Source organism: Streptomyces sp. NPDC001787, assembly GCF_040297465.1.
Lineage (GTDB): Bacteria > Actinomycetota > Actinomycetes > Streptomycetales > Streptomycetaceae > Streptomyces.
The window spans coordinates 351549-368672 of record NZ_JBEOZE010000003.1 but is presented as its reverse complement, the minus strand read 5'-3'; the positions used below and the strand labels follow the sequence as shown (position 1 = coordinate 368672).

General features: G+C 72.1%; 15 protein-coding genes and 1 tRNA gene. 9 read left to right on the top strand and 7 right to left on the bottom strand.

The window, feature by feature from the left end:
• Positions 1-122: 122 nt before the first annotated feature.
• From ABT170_RS06625 to ABT170_RS06615, 3 genes are read right to left on the bottom strand one after another with little or no spacing between them, the layout of a single operon-like run.
• Positions 123-1298 (bottom strand): acyl-CoA dehydrogenase family protein, encoded by a 1176-nt coding sequence (locus ABT170_RS06625; protein WP_351864561.1) that lies wholly within the window; start codon positions 1296-1298, stop codon positions 123-125.
• Position 1299: 1 nt separating this feature from the next.
• Positions 1300-2343, bottom strand: a complete 1044-nt coding sequence (locus tag ABT170_RS06620; RefSeq protein WP_351864558.1) for a bifunctional MaoC family dehydratase N-terminal/OB-fold nucleic acid binding domain-containing protein — start codon at positions 2341-2343, stop codon at positions 1300-1302.
• Positions 2344-2363: 20 nt separating this feature from the next.
• Positions 2364-3539 carry an acyl-CoA dehydrogenase family protein gene (locus tag ABT170_RS06615; RefSeq protein ID WP_351864680.1) on the bottom strand — a complete coding sequence of 392 codons (1176 nt, stop codon included), beginning with the start codon at positions 3537-3539 and terminating at the stop codon, positions 2364-2366.
• A 167-nt stretch (positions 3540-3706) separates the two neighbouring features.
• On the opposite strand from ABT170_RS06615, the gene ABT170_RS06610 reads away from it, so the two are divergent.
• On the top strand, positions 3707-4591 hold the full coding sequence (locus tag ABT170_RS06610) for a bifunctional DNA primase/polymerase (RefSeq protein ID WP_329944791.1): 885 nt from the start codon (positions 3707-3709) through the stop codon (positions 4589-4591).
• A gap of 159 nt (positions 4592-4750) precedes the next feature.
• Positions 4751-5164, top strand: a complete 414-nt coding sequence (locus ABT170_RS06605; protein ID WP_351864554.1) for an Imm10 family immunity protein — start codon at positions 4751-4753, stop codon at positions 5162-5164.
• Between the two features lie 65 nt (positions 5165-5229).
• On the opposite strand, the gene ABT170_RS06600 is transcribed toward ABT170_RS06605, so the two are convergent.
• Positions 5230-5319, bottom strand: a tRNA-Ser gene (locus ABT170_RS06600).
• An 86-nt stretch (positions 5320-5405) separates the two neighbouring features.
• Positions 5406-6917: a S1C family serine protease gene (locus tag ABT170_RS06595; RefSeq protein WP_351864551.1), complete on the bottom strand. Its 1512-nt coding sequence runs from the start codon at positions 6915-6917 to the stop codon at positions 5406-5408.
• A 197-nt stretch (positions 6918-7114) separates the two neighbouring features.
• Between ABT170_RS06595 and ABT170_RS06590 the strand changes: the two genes are divergently transcribed.
• From ABT170_RS06590 to ABT170_RS06575, 4 genes are all read left to right on the top strand, one after another.
• Positions 7115-7942: a glycerophosphodiester phosphodiesterase gene (locus ABT170_RS06590; RefSeq protein WP_266922100.1), complete on the top strand. Its 828-nt coding sequence runs from the start codon at positions 7115-7117 to the stop codon at positions 7940-7942.
• A 53-nt stretch (positions 7943-7995) separates the two neighbouring features.
• Positions 7996-8601, top strand: coding sequence for an ATP-binding protein (locus ABT170_RS06585; protein WP_351864548.1), 606 nt, complete (start codon positions 7996-7998; stop codon positions 8599-8601).
• A gap of 254 nt (positions 8602-8855) precedes the next feature.
• A complete protein-coding gene (locus ABT170_RS06580) occupies positions 8856-9821 on the top strand; it encodes a DUF5926 family protein (RefSeq protein ID WP_351864545.1) in 966 nt (321 codons plus the stop codon).
• 714 nt (positions 9822-10535) lie between these two features.
• Positions 10536-10817, top strand: coding sequence for a hypothetical protein (locus ABT170_RS06575; RefSeq protein WP_351864542.1), 282 nt, complete (start codon positions 10536-10538; stop codon positions 10815-10817).
• 194 nt (positions 10818-11011) lie between these two features.
• On the opposite strand, the gene ABT170_RS06570 is transcribed toward ABT170_RS06575, so the two are convergent.
• Positions 11012-11695: a bifunctional DNA primase/polymerase gene (locus tag ABT170_RS06570; protein WP_329944786.1), complete on the bottom strand. Its 684-nt coding sequence runs from the start codon at positions 11693-11695 to the stop codon at positions 11012-11014.
• Positions 11696-12264: 569 nt separating this feature from the next.
• Here ABT170_RS06570 and ABT170_RS06565 point away from each other — a divergent pair.
• Together ABT170_RS06565 and ABT170_RS06560 are read left to right on the top strand one after the other, a co-directional pair.
• Entirely contained in the window at positions 12265-13752 is a 1488-nt protein-coding gene (locus tag ABT170_RS06565; RefSeq protein ID WP_351864539.1) for a PP2C family protein-serine/threonine phosphatase, read from the top strand.
• Between the two features lie 271 nt (positions 13753-14023).
• A complete protein-coding gene (locus ABT170_RS06560) occupies positions 14024-15496 on the top strand; it encodes an aminopeptidase P family protein (RefSeq protein ID WP_329944784.1) in 1473 nt (490 codons plus the stop codon).
• A gap of 38 nt (positions 15497-15534) precedes the next feature.
• On the opposite strand, the gene ABT170_RS06555 is transcribed toward ABT170_RS06560, so the two are convergent.
• Positions 15535-16005, bottom strand: coding sequence for an ATP-binding protein (locus tag ABT170_RS06555; RefSeq protein ID WP_266922106.1), 471 nt, complete (start codon positions 16003-16005; stop codon positions 15535-15537).
• 260 nt (positions 16006-16265) lie between these two features.
• Between ABT170_RS06555 and ABT170_RS06550 the strand changes: the two genes are divergently transcribed.
• Positions 16266-17108 (top strand): hypothetical protein, encoded by an 843-nt coding sequence (locus ABT170_RS06550; RefSeq protein WP_329944783.1) that lies wholly within the window; start codon positions 16266-16268, stop codon positions 17106-17108.
• Positions 17109-17124: the final 16 nt, after the last annotated feature.

The following is a 17124-nucleotide window of genomic DNA, read 5'->3' as shown; positions in this document are numbered from 1 at the left end:
GTCGTCCCTCTCCCGCTCCACGACATCTTCCGCCCGGTCCACGACGCCCTCCGCCCGCTCCACGACGCCTTCTTCCCGTTTCGCAACGCCTTCCGCCCGCTTCACGACGCCGCCCTCCCGCTTCACGAGGCCGCCCTCTCCTCGTCGGCCAGCGACTCCCCCAGCTCCTGGAGCACTTCGCCGCCACTTCCCAGATACGCGTCGAGCTGACGGCCCCAGAGGAAGTGCCGGTGGACCGGATGCTCCAGGTCCGCTCCTGTCCCGCCGTGCAGATGCTGCCCGGCGTGCACGACCCGCCTGCCGGCCTCCGAGGCCCACCAGGCAGCCGTCAACGCCTGTGCGAGACACGGCAGTTGCTGATCCCTGCGCCAGGCGGCCTCGTACGCCGTCACGCGGATCGCCTCGACGTCCATATGCGCGTCGGCCGCGCGCAGCAGGACCCCCTGGTTGGTGGAGAGCGGGCGGCCGAACTGCTCACGCGTCACGGTGTGTTCGACCGCCCGTGCCAGTGAACCGGCGCACACTCCGGCCTGAAGTCCGGCGAAGGCGGTACGGCCGGCGGCCAGCACGGAGGCGTACGCACCGGAGCGCCCCGTTTCCGTACGCTCCCCGACGGCCGAACCCCCACCGGCGCCCGCCTCGCCCAGCCGTTCGCCACGCGCGCCGTCGAGGACGAGCCGCGCCGCGGACCACGGCGCCGTGGTCTCCACCGGAAGCACGGTCACCCCCGGTTCACCGGTCCGTACGATCCACAGGTCCTGGTCCGCGTCGGCCACCAGTACGTGGGTCGCGTCCCGCAGCCACGGCACGTACGGCACCACACCGGAGAGTTCCGCGTCGGAGAGTTCCGCGTCGGAGAGTTCCCTGCCGGAGAGTTCCCTGCCGGAGAGTTCCCCGCCGGCACCACCGGCTCCCGCGCTCACCGCCGCCGACCGCACCCCGCCCCGCGCCGGGAAGGCGCCGGTCGCCACCGCCGTACCCTCGCGCAGCGCGGGCAACAGCCGCTCCCGCTGCTCCGCCGTACCGTGCTCCGCGACGGCGAGCAGCCCATAGACGCAGGTGACCGCGAACGGCACCTGCGCCGTGGTCCGGCCCTGCTCCTCCAGGAGGAGCACCAGGCCGAGCAGCCCGATGTCCTCGACGGCGGCGGGCAGCCCCGCCGCGCACAGCGCCTTCCACAGCTCCGCGTCCGTCCCGGTACCGGACGCCGCCAGCCGCTCGGGCGTCGACAGATCACCGAAGATCCGCGCGGCGAGCCCCTGTGCCTCGGCCTGCTCCTCCGTGGGCGTGAAGTCCATGTCAGGCCTCGCTCTCCCGGAAGCTCTCCTCGGACCGCTCCCGTACATCGCCGCGGAAGACGGGCAGTTCCAGTTCGGGGTCCGTACGCAGGAACTCCAGCCGTACCGGCATGCCCGTGCGGACCTTGTCGTACGGCACACCGATCACATTGCTGACCATGCGGACGCCCTCGGCCAGTTCGATCAGCCCGACGGCGTACGGGCCGCCCTCGGCGCCCTCGGGGGACGTGCTGAAGGCGGGAAACGGCGGGTGGTGCATCACCACATGGCTGTAGACGGTCCCCTCACCGCTCGCCTCCACGGTGTCCCAGTCCCGGCCGCCGCACGCGTTGCACCCCGGCAGCCAGGGGAAACGCAGGGTCCGGCAGTCGCCGCACCGCTGGATCAGGAGTTTGTGCTCGGCGACCCCGGCCCAGAATCCGGCGTTGTCCCGGTTGATCACCGGCCGGGGCCGCAGCTTCACCCCAGCCGCACCGGGTCGTTTCTTCTCCGTGCGCCGGCCCGCCGCCGCGGGTGCGTACTTGAGGATCCGGAACCGGTGCGTCCCCGCCGGCTCCCCGTCCGCGCGGACGTCCATCCGGGTCGTGACGAAGTAACCCGTCCCGAGCTTGGTGGACTTGCGCCGCGACACCGCCTCGATGACCGCGTCGAAGGTGATCCGGTCACCGGGGCGCAGCGCTCGCAGATACTCCTGCTCGCAGTCGGTCGCGACCACCGAGGTGTACCCGGCGCCGTCGAGCAGGCCGAACAGTTCCTCGTACGCCGGTGAGCGGTCCGTGTGCCCCGAGAGCCCGCCCATGGTCCAGGCCTGGAGCATCGTCGGCGGGGCGATCGCCCCGGGCCCCCGGTAGGCCGGCCCGTTGTCCCCCATCGCCTCGCACCAGTGCCGGATCATCGCCTCGTTGACCAGGTCCTTGCCGACGCCCGCCGTGGCGGCGGAGCACCCCTCGTACTCCTTCAGCCGCTCGTACAGCCCGTCCGGCGCGTCAGGTCCGTTCCGCCCGTCCGGCGCGTCCCGCCCCTCCGGCCCGGCAGCCGCGCTCATCGGTTCCGCCCGGCCGCCCGTCATCGTTTCCCCCGCTTCATGCCGAGCCGCATCGTCGCGACGATCTCCCGCTGCACCTCGCTCACCCCGCCCCCGAAGGTGTTGATCTGTGCCGCCCGGTTCATCCGCTCCAGTTCACCGTCACCGGCCCCGGCGTCGGCGCCGAAGGAGCCGAGGGATCCACCCCTGATCAGCCCGGCCTCGCCCAGGACCTCCTGGCAGATCCGGTACACCTCGACGGCGCTCTCGGTCCCCGCGAACTTCACGCCGCTCGCCTCGCCCGGCGCCAGCGAACCCGCCCCCACCGACCCCACCAGGCGCCAGTTGAGCAGACGTGTCGCCGCCAGCCGGGCATACGCCTCGGCCAGCCGGGAGCGCACCCACGGCTCGTCGATCCGGCGCCGCCCGGTCACGGGGTCGGGGGTGCGGGCGTGCGCGAGCGCCGCCCCGTAGAAATCCTCGGCCTGCATCCCGATCGCGGCCAGCGCCACCCGCTCGTGGTTCAGCTGGTTGGTGATGAGGCCCCAGCCGGCGTTCTCGGCGCCGACGAGGTGGGTGGCGGGTACCCGGATGCCGTCGTAGTACGTGGCCGTCGTGGTCAGCCCGCCCACCGTCTCGATGGGCGTCCAGGAGAAGCCCGGGGCGTCCGTCGGCACCAGGACGATCGAGATGCCCTTGTGCTTGGGCGCCGCCGGGTCCGTACGGCAGGCGAGCCAGATCCAGTCGGCGTGCTGGGCGTTGCTGGTGAAGATCTTCTGGCCGTCGATCACCCAGTCGTCCCCGTCCCGGTCGGCTCTCGTCCGCAGGGACGCCAGATCCGTACCGGCCTCCGGCTCGCTGTAGCCGATCGCGAAGACGAGGTCTCCACTGAGGATCCGGGGCAGGAAGTACGCCTTCTGCTCCTCGGTCCCGTACTTCATCAGGGTCGGCCCGACGGTGTTGAGCGTGACCATGGAGACGGGGGCGCCCGCCCGGTAGGCCTCGTCGAAGAAGACGAACTGTTCGTCGGGGCCCCGGCCCTGTCCGCCGTACTCGACGGGCCAGCCGAGCCCGAGCATGCCGTCGGAGCCGATCCGGCGCAGCAGGCTGCGCTGCTCGGCGCCTTCCCCGGGCCTTCGGCCGGGCATCACATCGCGGAAGTACGTGCGGAGTTCGGCGCGCAGCCGCTGCTGGCGCTCCGTCGGGGCGAGGTGCACGGTGGCGGCCTCCCGGGCGTACGGCTCAGGGCGGATCAAGGGACCTGACAGGTTTCTGACTGTCCGTCAGATTTAGGTGTCCTGTCAACCCCGGCACCACAACACCCGCCCCCGCGCGCCACCACCTCCCCCTTCCTTTCTTCGAACGCTTGTACGAAAATGAAGGCATGGCCACCATCGACCGGCAGACCGCCACCCTGGCCCTGGCCCACGCCCTCTCCGCCGCCGGGCGCGGGCTCCCCGTCTTCCCCCTGTCCGCCACCAAGCTCCCCGCGCTGCGCTCCCCCCACCGCGGCGAGACCCCGCCGGTCCTCTGCCGCGGCGCCTGCGGCCTTCCGGGCCACGGCGTCCACGACGCCACCACCGACCCCGCCGCCGTCCGCGCCCTCTTCGCCGCCGCTCCCCGCGCCACCGGCTACGGCATCGCCTGCGGACGCGCCCCGCACCGCCTCATCGGTGTCGATCTCGACATCGACACCACCGGCGGCAACGACTCCCTGGCCGCACTCCAACAGCTGGCCTTCCAGCACCTGTTCACGGTCCCGCCGACCGTCACGGTGCTCACCCCGAGCGGCGGTCGCCACCTCTGGCTGACCGGGCCCCCCGACGTCTCCGTACCGAACTCGGCCGGACGCCTCGCCCCGGGCATCGACATCCGCGGGGCAGGCGGGTATCTGGTCGGCCCCGGGTCGGTCACCACCCACGGCGTGTACCGGCTCGCACCCGGCACGGCGGGCATCGCCCCCGCCCCCTGCCCCCGAGCCCTCCTGCGCCTGCTCACGCCCCCCTCACGCCCGCGCCGCGCCACCGGCCACGCCTCGCGCAGCCGGCAGGGTCAGGGCCTCATCCAGTTCGTGCTCGCGGCGCACGAGGGACAGCGCAACACCCGGCTCTTCTGGGCGGCCTGCCGGGCGTACGAACACGGCTTCGGCGACGAACTCGCGGACGCCCTCACCGACGCGGCTGTCCGCACCGGTCTCACCGCACACGAGGCCCGAGCCGCCATCGCCTCCGCCGCCCGCCTCACCGCGGGCCGCCCCGAACACGCCTGAGGGCAGGGCCCGTCCGGGCTCTTCGAGCAGCCGGCGGAGGCTGAGCGGATACCCGGCGGCCTGCCCCGCCCGCCTGTCGTCCACCCCCGGCCCGACCGGCGACGCCTTCCGCCACACGGGCAGCTCCCGGCTGCCGGACCCCGGTGATAGAACGCACGTATGACGTACAGGTTCACAGCACGGATTGCTTGCGGACTCGACGATCCGGACGCCGACGATTGTGTGATGGCGGGCGTGGCCGAGTCGGACGACGAGGAGGGGTTCTCCCTCCTGTTCATGTGCGGCTTCGAGGAGCCCGATTCCCAGGATGTGTCGCTCGGGTTGGACACGCACTGCCTCGTCACGCCCGACCAGGGCACCGCGTACGGCTGCGTACGCGAAGTGGAGTTGAGCGGTGAGGTGCTGCGGGTGACCCTGGACCCCTCGTCGTTGGACGCTCTCGGCCTGAGCGACCCCGTCGTCGAGGCGCTGCTCCACGCACCACCGGCGGACGTGGCCCGCCTGCGCGAGGTGCTGCCACGCATCCTCGCCTTCGGACGCCCGGACGCCCGCCCGGCCCTGATCACGCGGTAGCCGGACCGGCGACCGGCGCGCATGAGTACGGCCCCTGACCGTTTCCCGGTCAGGGGCCGTACTCATGGCGGTGGGTGTGGGATTTGAACCCACGGTCACATCGCTGCGACGACGGTTTTCAAGACCGTTCCCTTAGGCCGCTCGGGCAACCCACCCCGCGTCATCGGCGCGTCGGGCCCCGGGGCCCGACGGTTCGACCGGCCCTTCAGGGGCGGTTCGACGCGTGGGACAGCCTAGCCGGTCAGCTGTCGCCCTTGCGCTCGCCCAGGGTGACTTCGGCCGTTGCCGTCCTGCCGTCGCGCTTGTAGGTCAGCGTGACCTTGTCACCCGGCTTACGGGTCCAGATCTCGCCGATCAGGGTCGGGCCGCTGTCGACCACGGTGTCGTTGAACTTCGTGATGACGTCGCCCGCCTTGAGGCCGGCCCTGGCGGCGGGACCGTCCGGGGTGACCGCCGGAGTGCCGCCCGCGCCCGCGGCCGAGATGGCCGCGCCACCGGTCTTCTCCTCCATCGTCACCGTCGCGCCGATCACCGGGTAGACCGGCTGACCGGTCTTGATCAGCTGCTCGGCGACGTTCTTCGCCTGGTTGATCGGAATGGCGAAGCCGAGGCCGATGGAGCCGGCCTGGGACTGTCCGACACCGCCTCCGCTGGTCGACTGGATCGCCGAGTTGATCCCGATGACCGCGCCGCCCGCGTCCAGCAACGGGCCGCCGGAGTTGCCGGGGTTGATGGAGGCGTCGGTCTGAAGGGCGCTCATGTACGAGTTCTTGTTGCTGGAGCCGTCGCCGGAGGCCACCGGGCGGTTCTTCGCGCTGATGATGCCCGTGGTCACCGTGTTGGACAGGCCGAACGGCGCACCGATCGCGATGGTCGAATCGCCCACCGCGACGCTCTCCGAGTTGCCCAGGGGCAGCGGCGCGAGACCCGACGGCGGGTTCTTCAGCTTCAGCACGGCCACGTCGTAGCCCTGCGCACGGCCGACGACCTCGGCGTCGTACTTCTTGCCGTCGGAGAACGTCGCCGACAGCTGGCCGCTGTCCGCCGCGGAGGCGACCACGTGGTTGTTGGTGAGGATGTGGCCCTCCTTGTCGTACACGAAGCCGGTGCCCGTGCCGCCCTCACCGTCGCCGCCCTGGGCGTCGATGGTGACCACGCTGGGCAGCGCCTTCGCGGCGACTCCGGCCACGGTGCCGTCCGCGCGCTTGAGGTCCTTCGGGGTGTCGGAGGCGGCGACCGTGGTCGACCCGTTGGAGGAGCCGCTGCGGTCGGCCGCCCAGAAGCCGAGGGCTCCGCCGATGCCGCCCGCGACGAGCGCCGCCACGACCACGGCCGCGATCAGACCGTTCGCGCGGGGCTTGCGCGGCGCGTCGGACGACGGAGCGACCGGAGCACCCCACACCGGGCCGCCCGCCCCGCCACCGGCGTACGACGGGACCGCCGGCGGCGGAGGGGGCGGCCAGGCACCCGCGGCGGCCGGGGGCTGCGGCGCGGGGTACGGCTGGTGGTGGGGCGGCTGGGGCAGGGGCTGGTGCGACTCCGGCAGGGGCGGCACCGGCTGCGTCGGCGCCTGCGGCTGGTCCTCGTACGTGGTTCCCGCACCGGGATCCGCGACGGGCTCGTCGGCCCGCGTCGCGGGCGGGACTCCGTCAGGGGTGCCCTCAGGAGTGGCGGCCGGCACTGGAGGTGCGGACGGAACGGACGGTACGGCCGGAACCGCGTTGCCCTCGTTGCCCTCGTTCTCGGTGCTCACAGCTCTTTACTCCTCGGTTCCACTCGGCATTCGGCAAGAGATCCGCTGTGCACGTGTCTGCGGTCAGCTTTTCCCACAGCACGTCGGGCCACTGTAAGCAGGACCTGTGCATCCACACACCAATACTTACATCAGACAAAACAGTCCTCCGTGACGACGTGCCCGCACCCACCGCGTCACGGTGACACCATGACGCGGTGACCCACGCACGGCAGCACACCCCGCAGACGCCCATCCAGGTCATCGCCCACCGCGGAGCCTCCGACGACGCACCCGAGCACACCCTTGCCGCCTACCGCAAAGCGATCGAGGACGGCGCCGACGCCCTGGAGTGCGATGTCCGGCTCACCGCGGACGGCCAGCTCGTCTGTGTGCACGACCGCCGGGTGAACCGTACGTCCAACGGCCGCGGCGCCGTCTCCGCCCTGGAGCTCGCCGATCTCGCCGCTCTCGACTTCGGTTCCTGGAAGGACCGCGAGGAGTCGCCCGACTGGGATCCGGTGCCGGGCGAGCTCACCTCCGTACTCACCCTGGAACGGCTTCTGGAGCTGGTGACCGAGACACGGGCGGCCGGCCGGCCGCTGCAACTGGCCATCGAGACCAAGCACCCCACCCGCTGGGCCGGACAGGTCGAGGAACGCCTCCTGCACCTGCTCAAGCGCTTCGGCCTGGACGAAGCACCGGCCGAGGGCCCGTCCCCGGTACGCATCATGAGCTTCTCCGCCCGTTCGCTGCACCGCGTCCAGGCCGCCGCGCCCACGCTGCCCACCGTCTATCTGATGCAGTTCGTCTCCCCGCGGCTGCGCGACGGGCGGCTGCCCGCCGGGGCGCGGATCGCCGGACCGGGGATGCGGATCGTGCGCAGTCACCCCGGCTACATCGAACGGCTCCACCGCGCGGGACACCGCGTGCACGTCTGGACGGTGAACGAACCGGCGGATGTCGAGCTCTGCGCGCGCCTCGGCGTAGCCGCAATCATTACGAATCGCCCGAAACAGGTCCTGTCGCAACTGGGTCGTCTTTAAGATCAGTTACGGGGAGTGCACCGGCGCACTCAGCGAGTGCCCGATCGTTACGAGTGCGTCACCGGGAGGGCTTTGACCGGTTTCCGGTTCAGTCCGGTGGGGCATCCAATCCGTGGCGTGGGGCAAAGGAGGTCTCGGGGGTGGCGTTTGTGGTGGCACAAGAAGTGCCCACGTCGTCGAGCATGGCCGTTCCCCATGGCCCTGCCGGCGTGGGCAAAGCGCGACACCGTATGCGCGAGCAGCTGCGCAGCAACGGGGTGGCGGACTCGGTCGTCGACGACGCGGTTCTGATCCTTTCCGAACTTCTCAGCAACGCCTGCCGGCACGGCAGGCCGCTGGGGTGGCAGACGGAGATCGGCGACGGCGATGTCCGCGCCGCATGGCACATGGACAGAACCGGCGGCCTGACCGTCGAGGTGACGGACGGCGGCGGGCCGACCCGGCCCATCCCCTCCACCCCCTCGGTGACGGCACGGGGAGGCCGCGGGCTCAACATCATCAGCGCCCTCGCCCAGGAGTGGGGCGTACGCGACGACTCCTCGGGCGAGGTCACCGTCTGGGCCCTCGTGTCCGCCGGGCGGCACCGGTTCAACGGACTGGGCGGGCTGGCAGGTTTCGACGGGCTGGAGTTCGCCGAAGCCTTCGACGACGCGAGCTGACCGCACGGCCCGAGGGCGCGGGCCGAGGACACGGGCCGACAGCGCGGGCGAAAGCGCGGGGCGGGGGCCGGCGTACGCGCGGCGACCCGGGACCGGCGTACGCGCGGCGCCGGCGGGGCGCCCTGTGAGAGCGGGCCGGGCCGCGACCGGCGGGCCCGGTGGCGGCAGTCGTACAGGCGGGTGTGACCCGGGGAGGTACCGGCGGGCTAGGCTCGCGCCGAGACCGCACTGTCGCGAACGGGAGAATGCCCACCATGGCCAAGAAGCGCCCTCAGACCAAGGCCGGGAAGCAGCAGCTCAAGGACGGTGAGATCCCGGTGGTCGGGGCCCGTGAGCCCTGCCCGTGCGGTTCCGGCCGCCGCTACAAGGCGTGTCACGGACGCGCCGCCGCCCAGGCCGTGACCGAGCTCGTCCACCGTCCGTTCGAGGGCCTGGCCGGTGAGTGCGACTGGGTTTCCCTGCGCGAACTGGTGCCCTCCGCCACCGTCGCGCTGACGCTGAAGGACGGGCTGCCCGAGGGCGTGCCCTCCGTGACGCTCGCGACCGTACTGCCGATGGCCTGGCCGGCCCTGCGCCGCGACGACGGCTCCGTCCTGCTCGCGCTGCAGAACGACACCTCCTCCGGCGACCTCAGCCGGGACCTCGCGGACACCTTGCTGCGGGCGCTGGAGACCGAGCCCGGTTCGCCGGTCACCGCCCGGCGCGTGCCCGCGGACGGACCGCGGCTGCAGGATCTGCTCGACCCGGACGCCGCGTTCGCGCCGGCCGTCCACTCCGGCTTCGAGTTCTGGGTGCCCGACGCGGAGAACGCCACCCCCGAGGTGTCCGCCTCCCTGGAGCGAGCCAACGCCGCCGCGATCCCCACCACGCTGCTCTCCGGTGTGGACGCCGCGTACTGGTGCGAGACCCCGGAGAAGAACCACCTGCGCTGGGTCATGCCGCACCCCGAGGAGCAGCTCCTCGACGCCCTCGCCAGGCTGCACGCCGCGGGCACCTCCTCGCTCGGCGAGGGAACCAGGCTGGTCGGCTCGTTCCGGGCGCACGGGCTGATGGTCCCCGTCTGGGACCTGCCGACCTCGATGGGCGCCGAGGCGTGCGAGAAGCCCGCGGTCGAGTTCGCGGAGCGGCTCGCCGAGGCACTCGCCTCGGACGCCCCGCTCACCGCCGAGGAGCGGCGGGCGCGCGGCGGGCTCACGAACCGCCAAGTGACGCTCAGCTGACAGTGACGAAACCTGCGACCGCTTGGTGACTCGCGTCACAACTCCCCGTACCCGCAGGTAAATCACTGTCCGAATAGGCGAGATCGAATTTGCGAACGGCAGATCTCTTGTTACCGTTCTAAAAGCCCGGTCGCTGGTGCATCCCCCGTCGCCAGCGATCGGGCGTCCTCATTTTCCGGACGCGTTCTGCGTACGGCCAACGCGCGCGCGGTATGTTCTGCCCCATCGCGGTGCGGCGACCGGCCGAACGGCCCCGCCCTTCCGGCCGCGGGAGACCACCGGGGACCATCGGGGCCCTTCCTCTTCCTCATCGGTCGGATGCGTGGAACGGCTGATTCGGCCCGTAACGCGACCGCGGCGGAGCCCCGCTCCCCGGACACCTCACCCCACGCACCCCCGCCCGGCGCTCTGCCCCGTACCCGGCACCGCCGGACAGGGCGCGGCCGGCACCTCGGGGTGTTCTCGGCGCACGGACGGCCGAACGCGGCGCCCCACCGGCGGTGTTGCGGCGGCGGGCCCGCCGCCCGGGTCCTGTGCACCGCCCCGGCGCGTGCCCGCGCCCCGGGGCCGTACCGGCGTCGTCCGCGGTCCCGGACCGCTGGAATTCAGACAATGGTCCGAGTCCGGAAATCCTTTTCGACGGCCGTGAAGAAGGACTGCCGGAATGGGCATGGGAAGGGTTCACCGGGAAGGGCTGCCGGAAGGATCGTCAGAATGCCTGCCCCCAGCGGATTTTGCCTCTACGGCAACGGATTCCGTATCGCCGATACCGGATCCGCGCCGTCCGCCGGCCGGACGCGAACACTCCCCGGAAGCCGTCCGGCAGAGATCACCACGGCCATCTCGGTCGATCATGCGGAGATTCCCGGCGGTTCCCACCCGCCGATTGCACGGGAATTTCTGACGGTGAGCCGAGATATCGGCGGAATACACGACACCGGTACGCCGAGCACCCGTTTACCGCAGAACTCGGGCGGCCCACACCCGCACGGGTGAGCCGCCCGGATCTCCGTCGGCACACGGACCGTCAGCGCGGCCGGTGCCAGCACCTCGTCCGGCGCCCGCAGCCCCCGGGGGCGCTCCCCGCCCGGCGCCGCACCCCGGGCCCGCCCGCGCCCCGGCGCCCCGGCCCGGCACGGCTCGGCAGGCGCCTGTGTCCCGACCGGTTGCCCGCGCCCGCGTCGCCCCGGTCAGTACGCGAGCCGGCTGCCGCCGTCGGGTGCGCTGTTGCTCGCCTCGACCAGGGCGTCCAGGACCGCCTCCACGTCCGGCAGCCAGGGTGCGGCGGAGCCGGGGCCCGGCGGGCGCTCCCAGCGCACCTGTCCCGTACCCGCCTCGGACGGCGGCAGGACGAGATAGCCGCCCTCGCCGTGGAACCGCAGCGAACTGGGCACCCAGTCCTTGGCGTGCAGCATCTCCCCGAGCCGTTCCAGGGTGTACGGGGCCACCAGCAGCGACCACCGGGTCGGCGTCGCCACTACGGGGCCCAGGCGCATCCCCATGCGGTCGAGTGCGGTCAGCGCTCTCGCTCCGGCCACGGCGGGCAGGCTCACCGCACAGGGCGCACGGCCGCCGGTGGCCAGCAGGAGCGGGGCCGCGGGGCGGTTGGCCCACCACCAGCGCACCATGCGTTCGTCGGTGGTGGCCGCCAGGAGACCGGGATCGAAGGGGTGCGCGCCGGGTACGGCGCACTCGGGGTCGGGGCAGGCGCAGCCGCGGCCGCGGTCACCACGCGGGCCGGCCGGCGCCAGACCGGCCCCGGGGAGCACGGGCCACTTCCAGGCGGTGGCGCAGGTCAGCGCCGCGTCGAGCTGAGCGGGGCCCCCTTTGCGCCGGAGCCGGAGCCTGCGTCGCCTTCCGAGGATCTCGCGCATGAGCGCTCGTTCCTTTCCGTTGAACGCCGAGGTCCACATCACACCACGTGCGGATCACACCACGTGTGCGTCTCTTCGCTGTGCGTACACACTCATCAGTTCTGCGGTACGGGCAAGCCCTCGATACCGAGCGTGAGCCGAGCCGAGCGGAGTGGAGCCGATCTGAGTGGAGCCGGGCAGAGTCGAACTGAGCAGAGTCGAACCGACCCGGCGGAGCCGAACGGACGGCGCCGGATCGGGGGGTGAGCCGGTGGCCGGCCACATCATGGCGAGGGTGGCACGCGCCCCGCGCTTGCCGTCCCTGGTGCAAACCCCGCCACTCGGGGGCGGAGGTGTAACCGTCACGGACAAGGACGTCCAGGCCCGCTGCCAGGTTCCGGGGCTGATCACAACTGCCCCTGCTCATCACCGATTAGGTACCCAGCACGCCCGGAATGACGCTCCCTCCGGCACTTCACCCCGAGGGCACCCCCTGTCGAGCACGACCAGTCGACCGCAATTTGCTGCCATAGGGTGCATTTTTTGGCCAAGTTAAGAAGGCCCTGGACACCACGAATCCCCCGAGGGCAATGCTGGACATCAGCTTACTTGTGCGTGTACATGTGGATGCATTGATAGCGGCGCAGAATGACATGGGGGTTTGCGATGCTATTCGACGAATCGCGCCGGCCGGAAAGCTGGCTGCCATGAGCTCCCTCCACCCGCCGAAAGTGGCTGGAATCGACCCCACAGTTCCGGTTTCAACGCACACTGCCGCACCTCTGGCAGAAGTACCGGCCGCCCCCGGAGCCTTCATCCAGGACCGGCTGGCGAGCTGGGTGTCGGACCTCACCACGCTCCACGAACTCACCGAGCGGCTGGCCGGAACGAACACGCTCGACGACGCCCTCCACGAGCTGCTGTGCGCCGGAGCCGCTCTGGTCGGCGCCCGCCGCGGACTCCTCGTACTGGAACCCCCGGACGGCTCCGTACCCTCCACCACCGTCGGCCTCGGACTCGCCCACGCCGAACTCGGGCACATCGAGACCGTGCCGCGCGGCGCCACCTCCTACGGCCGGATCCTCGACGGGCTCCCGGACGCCCAGGGCCCGCTGACCAACCCCGACCTGCTCGGCGACAAGAGCCTCGACCCCCGCCAGCGCGAGGTCGCCGCCCGGCTCGGCTACGCCGCCAGCTACGCACTGCCGCTCGCCACCGAGGCGGCCGGACGGCTCGGCGCGGCCGTCTGGCTGTACGACGAGCCCGCCGAACCCCTGGAGCGCCAGCGCCACCTCGTCGGCCTGTACGCCCGGTACGCCACCGAGCACCTGGCCCGGCTGCTCGAACTGGAACGGGCCAGGGCGGCGGTGGCGACCGTCGCCGAGGAACTGCTGCCCAGCCGGCTGCCCCGGATCCCCGGTGTCCGGCTGGCCGCCCGCCGCCGGAGCGCCGTCAGGGGCGGCGGCGACTGGTACGACGCGCTTCCGCTGCCGGACAGCGCGCTCGGCCTCGCCGTCGGGTCGGCCGGCGGATCGGGGCCGGGAGCCATGGCCGCCATGGGCCGGCTCCGGGCCAGTCTGCGGGCGTACGCCGTGATGGAGGGCGAGGACCCCGTCGCCGTACTCTCCGATCTCGAACTGCTGCTCCGGCTGACCGAGCCGGCCAGGACCGCGACCGCGCTCTTCGCCTACTGCGAGCCCGCCGCCCGCAGGATCGTGCTGGCCGGAGCCGGACACGCGCCGCCGCTGGTCATCGGCGACCGCCGCACCGAGTTCGTGGAGACCACGCTGTCCGCGCCCCTGGGCATGCTCGCCTGCTGGGAGGCGCCGAGCGTGGAATTCACGCCCGGCCCCGGCGAGACCGTGCTGTTCTACACGGACGGGCTGCTGCGCCGCACCGGCGACGCGATGGACCGGGCCTTCGCACGGCTGCACTCCGCGGCGGCCGGAGTGCCCGTGGCCGACCGCGACGATCCCGGCACCGTCGCCGACCATGTCCTGCGGACCATGCTGCCCGACAGCCTCGACCTGGACGACAGCACCGAGGACGTGGTGGTGCTGGCCGTGCGCTTCGACTGACGCACGCCTACCGCCACGTACGTACGTTCGGTTTGCTCGCGTCTGCGCCCACGCCTGCGTCCGTGCCTGGACCCATATCCGCGTCCGTACCCGCATGTGCGTCCATGCCCGCGTCCGCGACCTCCGCGCCCGCGTACATCCACGTGCCGCGTCCGGCGCCGGACAGGCAGCGGGTCGTGCGCGACATGTAACAGGTCATTCGCCCCTGGGCCCCCTTACGCACACCCGTACGATGGAGATGGTCCAGTGTCGTATCAAGGAGAGACAAATCGTGTCCGATGAGCTCACCCCGGAGAACCCGGAGCCGGAGACCGAAGAAGCAGAGCCGATCAAGCAGCGGAAGAACGGCCTGTACCCGGGCGTCTCCGACGAGCTCGCCGACAGCATGAAGTCGGGCTGGGCCGACACCGAGCTGCACGGTCTGGAGCCGATCGCCCAGGCCGAACACACCGCCGCCCGCCGCGCCGCGCTCTCCGCGCGCTTCCCCGGCGAACGCCTGGTCATTCCCGCGGGCAACCTCAGGACCCGCTCCAACGACACCGAGTACGCCTTCCGCGCCTCCACCGAGTACGCGTACCTCACCGGCGACCAGACGCACGACGGCGTGCTCGTCCTGGAGCCGAAGGACGGGACCGGGCACGACGCGACGGTCTACCTCCTGCCGCGCTCCAACCGCGAGAACGGCGAGTTCTGGCTCGACGGCCAGGGCGAGCTGTGGGTGGGCCGCCGCCACTCCCTCGCCGAGGCCGAGCAGCTGCTGGGCATCCCGGCCAAGGACGTCCGCGAGGTCGCCGCCGCGCTGACCGAGGCCACCGGCCCGGTCCGCAACGTCCGCGGCCACGACGCGGGCATCGAGGCCGCCCTGACCGACAAGGTCACCGCGGAGCGTGACGAGGAACTGCGCGTCTACCTCTCCGAGGCCCGCCTCGTGAAGGACGACTTCGAGATCTCCGAGCTCCAGAAGGCCTGCGACGCCACGGCACGCGGCTTCGAGGACGTCGTCCGGATCCTCGACAAGGCCGAGGCGACCAGCGAGCGCTACATCGAGGGCACCTTCTTCCTGCGCGCCCGCATCGAGGGCAACGACATCGGCTACGGCTCGATCTGCGCGGCGGGCCCGCACGCCACCACGCTGCACTGGGTCCGCAACGACGGCGCCGTCCGCGCCGGTGAGCTGCTGCTCCTGGACGCCGGCGTGGAGACCCATGACCTCTACACCGCCGATGTGACGCGGACCCTGCCGATCAACGGCACGTTCACGCCGCTCCAGCGCAAGATCTACGACGCCGTGTACGAGGCCCAGGAAGCGGGCATCGCGGCCGTCAGGCCCGGCGCCGGCTTCCGCGACTTCCACGACGCCGCACAGCGCGTACTCACCGAGAAGCTCGTCGAGTGGGGCCTGCTGGGCGACCTGTCCGTGGACAAGGTCCTGGAGCTGGGTCTCCAGCGCCGGTGGACCCTGCACGGCACCGGCCACATGCTCGGCATGGACGTCCACGACTGCGCCGCCGCGCGCACCGAGTCGTACGTCAACGGCACGCTGGAGCCGGGCGTCTGCCTGACGGTGGAGCCCGGACTGTACTTCCAGGCCGACGACCTGACGGTGCCCGAGGAGTACCGCGGCATCGGCGTCCGGATCGAGGACGACATCCTCGTCACCGAGGACGGCAACCGGAACCTCTCCGACAAGCTGCCGCGCCGGGCCGACGAGATCGAGGCGTGGATGGCCCAGCTGAAGAGCTGACCCCCGCCCCACTCTTCCGGCGACGGAGGGCGCGCCGCTCAGGACACCATGAGCAGCGCGCCCTCCCGCCATTTGAGGACCTTGTCGAAGCTCACCACCGCGCCCCGCCCCGGCCGGTTGCCGAAGTGGACGTGGTCGGCGAGCTGCTCGATGAGACCCAGGCCCCGGCCGCTCTCGGCGGTGGGCAGGGGTTGTGCGGCAGGGCGAAGCACACGCCGGGCGGGAAAGCCCGGCCCCGAGTCGGCGACTTCGATACGGCACTTCTCGCCGTCCAGATACGCCGTGACGCGGTACTGCCCGGAGTCCGTACGGGGCTGCCCGTACCCGGAATCCTCCCGGCCGCCGCCATGCTCGACGGCGTTCGCACAGGCTTCGCTGAGCGCGACCGACAGGTCGTAGGAGATGTCCGGATCCACCCCGGCCGTTTCCATGGTTCCGAGCAGAAAACGACGGGCGAGCGGAACGCTCGCAGCTTCGCGCCGCAAATGGAGTGACCACCAGATGCTCATGCTCCAGCCTCCTGGCTGCGGCTCGACATACCGATACGTATTGCCGCACAGGGCGCCCTGTAAGCACAGAACGACTGTGAGAGCCCTCATTCGGCGGATGCGAATATTCCGCTCAGCGGTGTATGTCCGGCCCGCAGCCACCGCGCCGGTCCCCTCGGCGGCCTCCGCGAACAGGTGCAACAGCCGCCCTTGCGGACGGAAGTAGATCTTCCGGACCTGCCGTACGCGGGCGGGGGGCGCAGTGCGATGATGTCCCGGCCATGTCCACGCCTGTCGCACGTGCCGGAGCCGGTCTGCGGCTCATGAGGGCCGCGGTGTTCGCCGCGGTCTGCGTCGTGCTGTCCGCGGCGGGACACACGTTCGCGGCCGGCGCCGCGGTGCCGGTCTGGACCGTACTCGCGGGCTTCCTCGGAATCCTCGCGACCGCCACGCTGCTCGCCGGACGCGAGCGGTCGCTGCCCTCGATCGCGGGGGCTCTGGCCGGCGGCCAGATCGTCCTGCACACCCTCTTCGGCATCGGCGGCCACACGGCGGCCGGCACCATGACCGCGGGCACGAGCGGTGACAGCGGCCTCGTCCGGTTCGCCGCCGGGCTCGTGTGCGGCATGGGGCCCTCCCAGCTGAACGCCGCCGAGGCCCATCGCATCGTCACCACCGCGGGCATCGACCCGTCGACCGTCGCCCCGGGGCACGACCACCTCGCACCGGCCGGAGCGGCCACCGCCGTACCCGGCCCCGTCCCCGGCGGCGGACTGTACGCGCCGGTGCTGGACCTGCTGCCCAGCCTGCCCATGTTCCTCGGCCACCTGCTGGCCGCGCTCGCCACCGGCTGGCTGCTGCGGCGGGGCGAGGCGGCCCTCTTCCGGCTCGCCCGGCTCTCGGCGCACGGCGCCCAGCAGCTCGCCGCCGGAGCCCGGCTGCGCTCCCTGCGCGCCGCCCTGGCTCTCGTACGCGCCCTGAGCGCGGGTCTGCCCGGACAGCGCACGACCGGGCCGCTCACTCCCCGTACGGCCGACGACGCCCCGGCGCCCGCCTCCGGGGAACACCTGCAGCACCTGGTGACCAGGCGCGGGCCTCCCGCCGCGTACGCACTCGCAGCCTGACGCGACACCTTCTCCG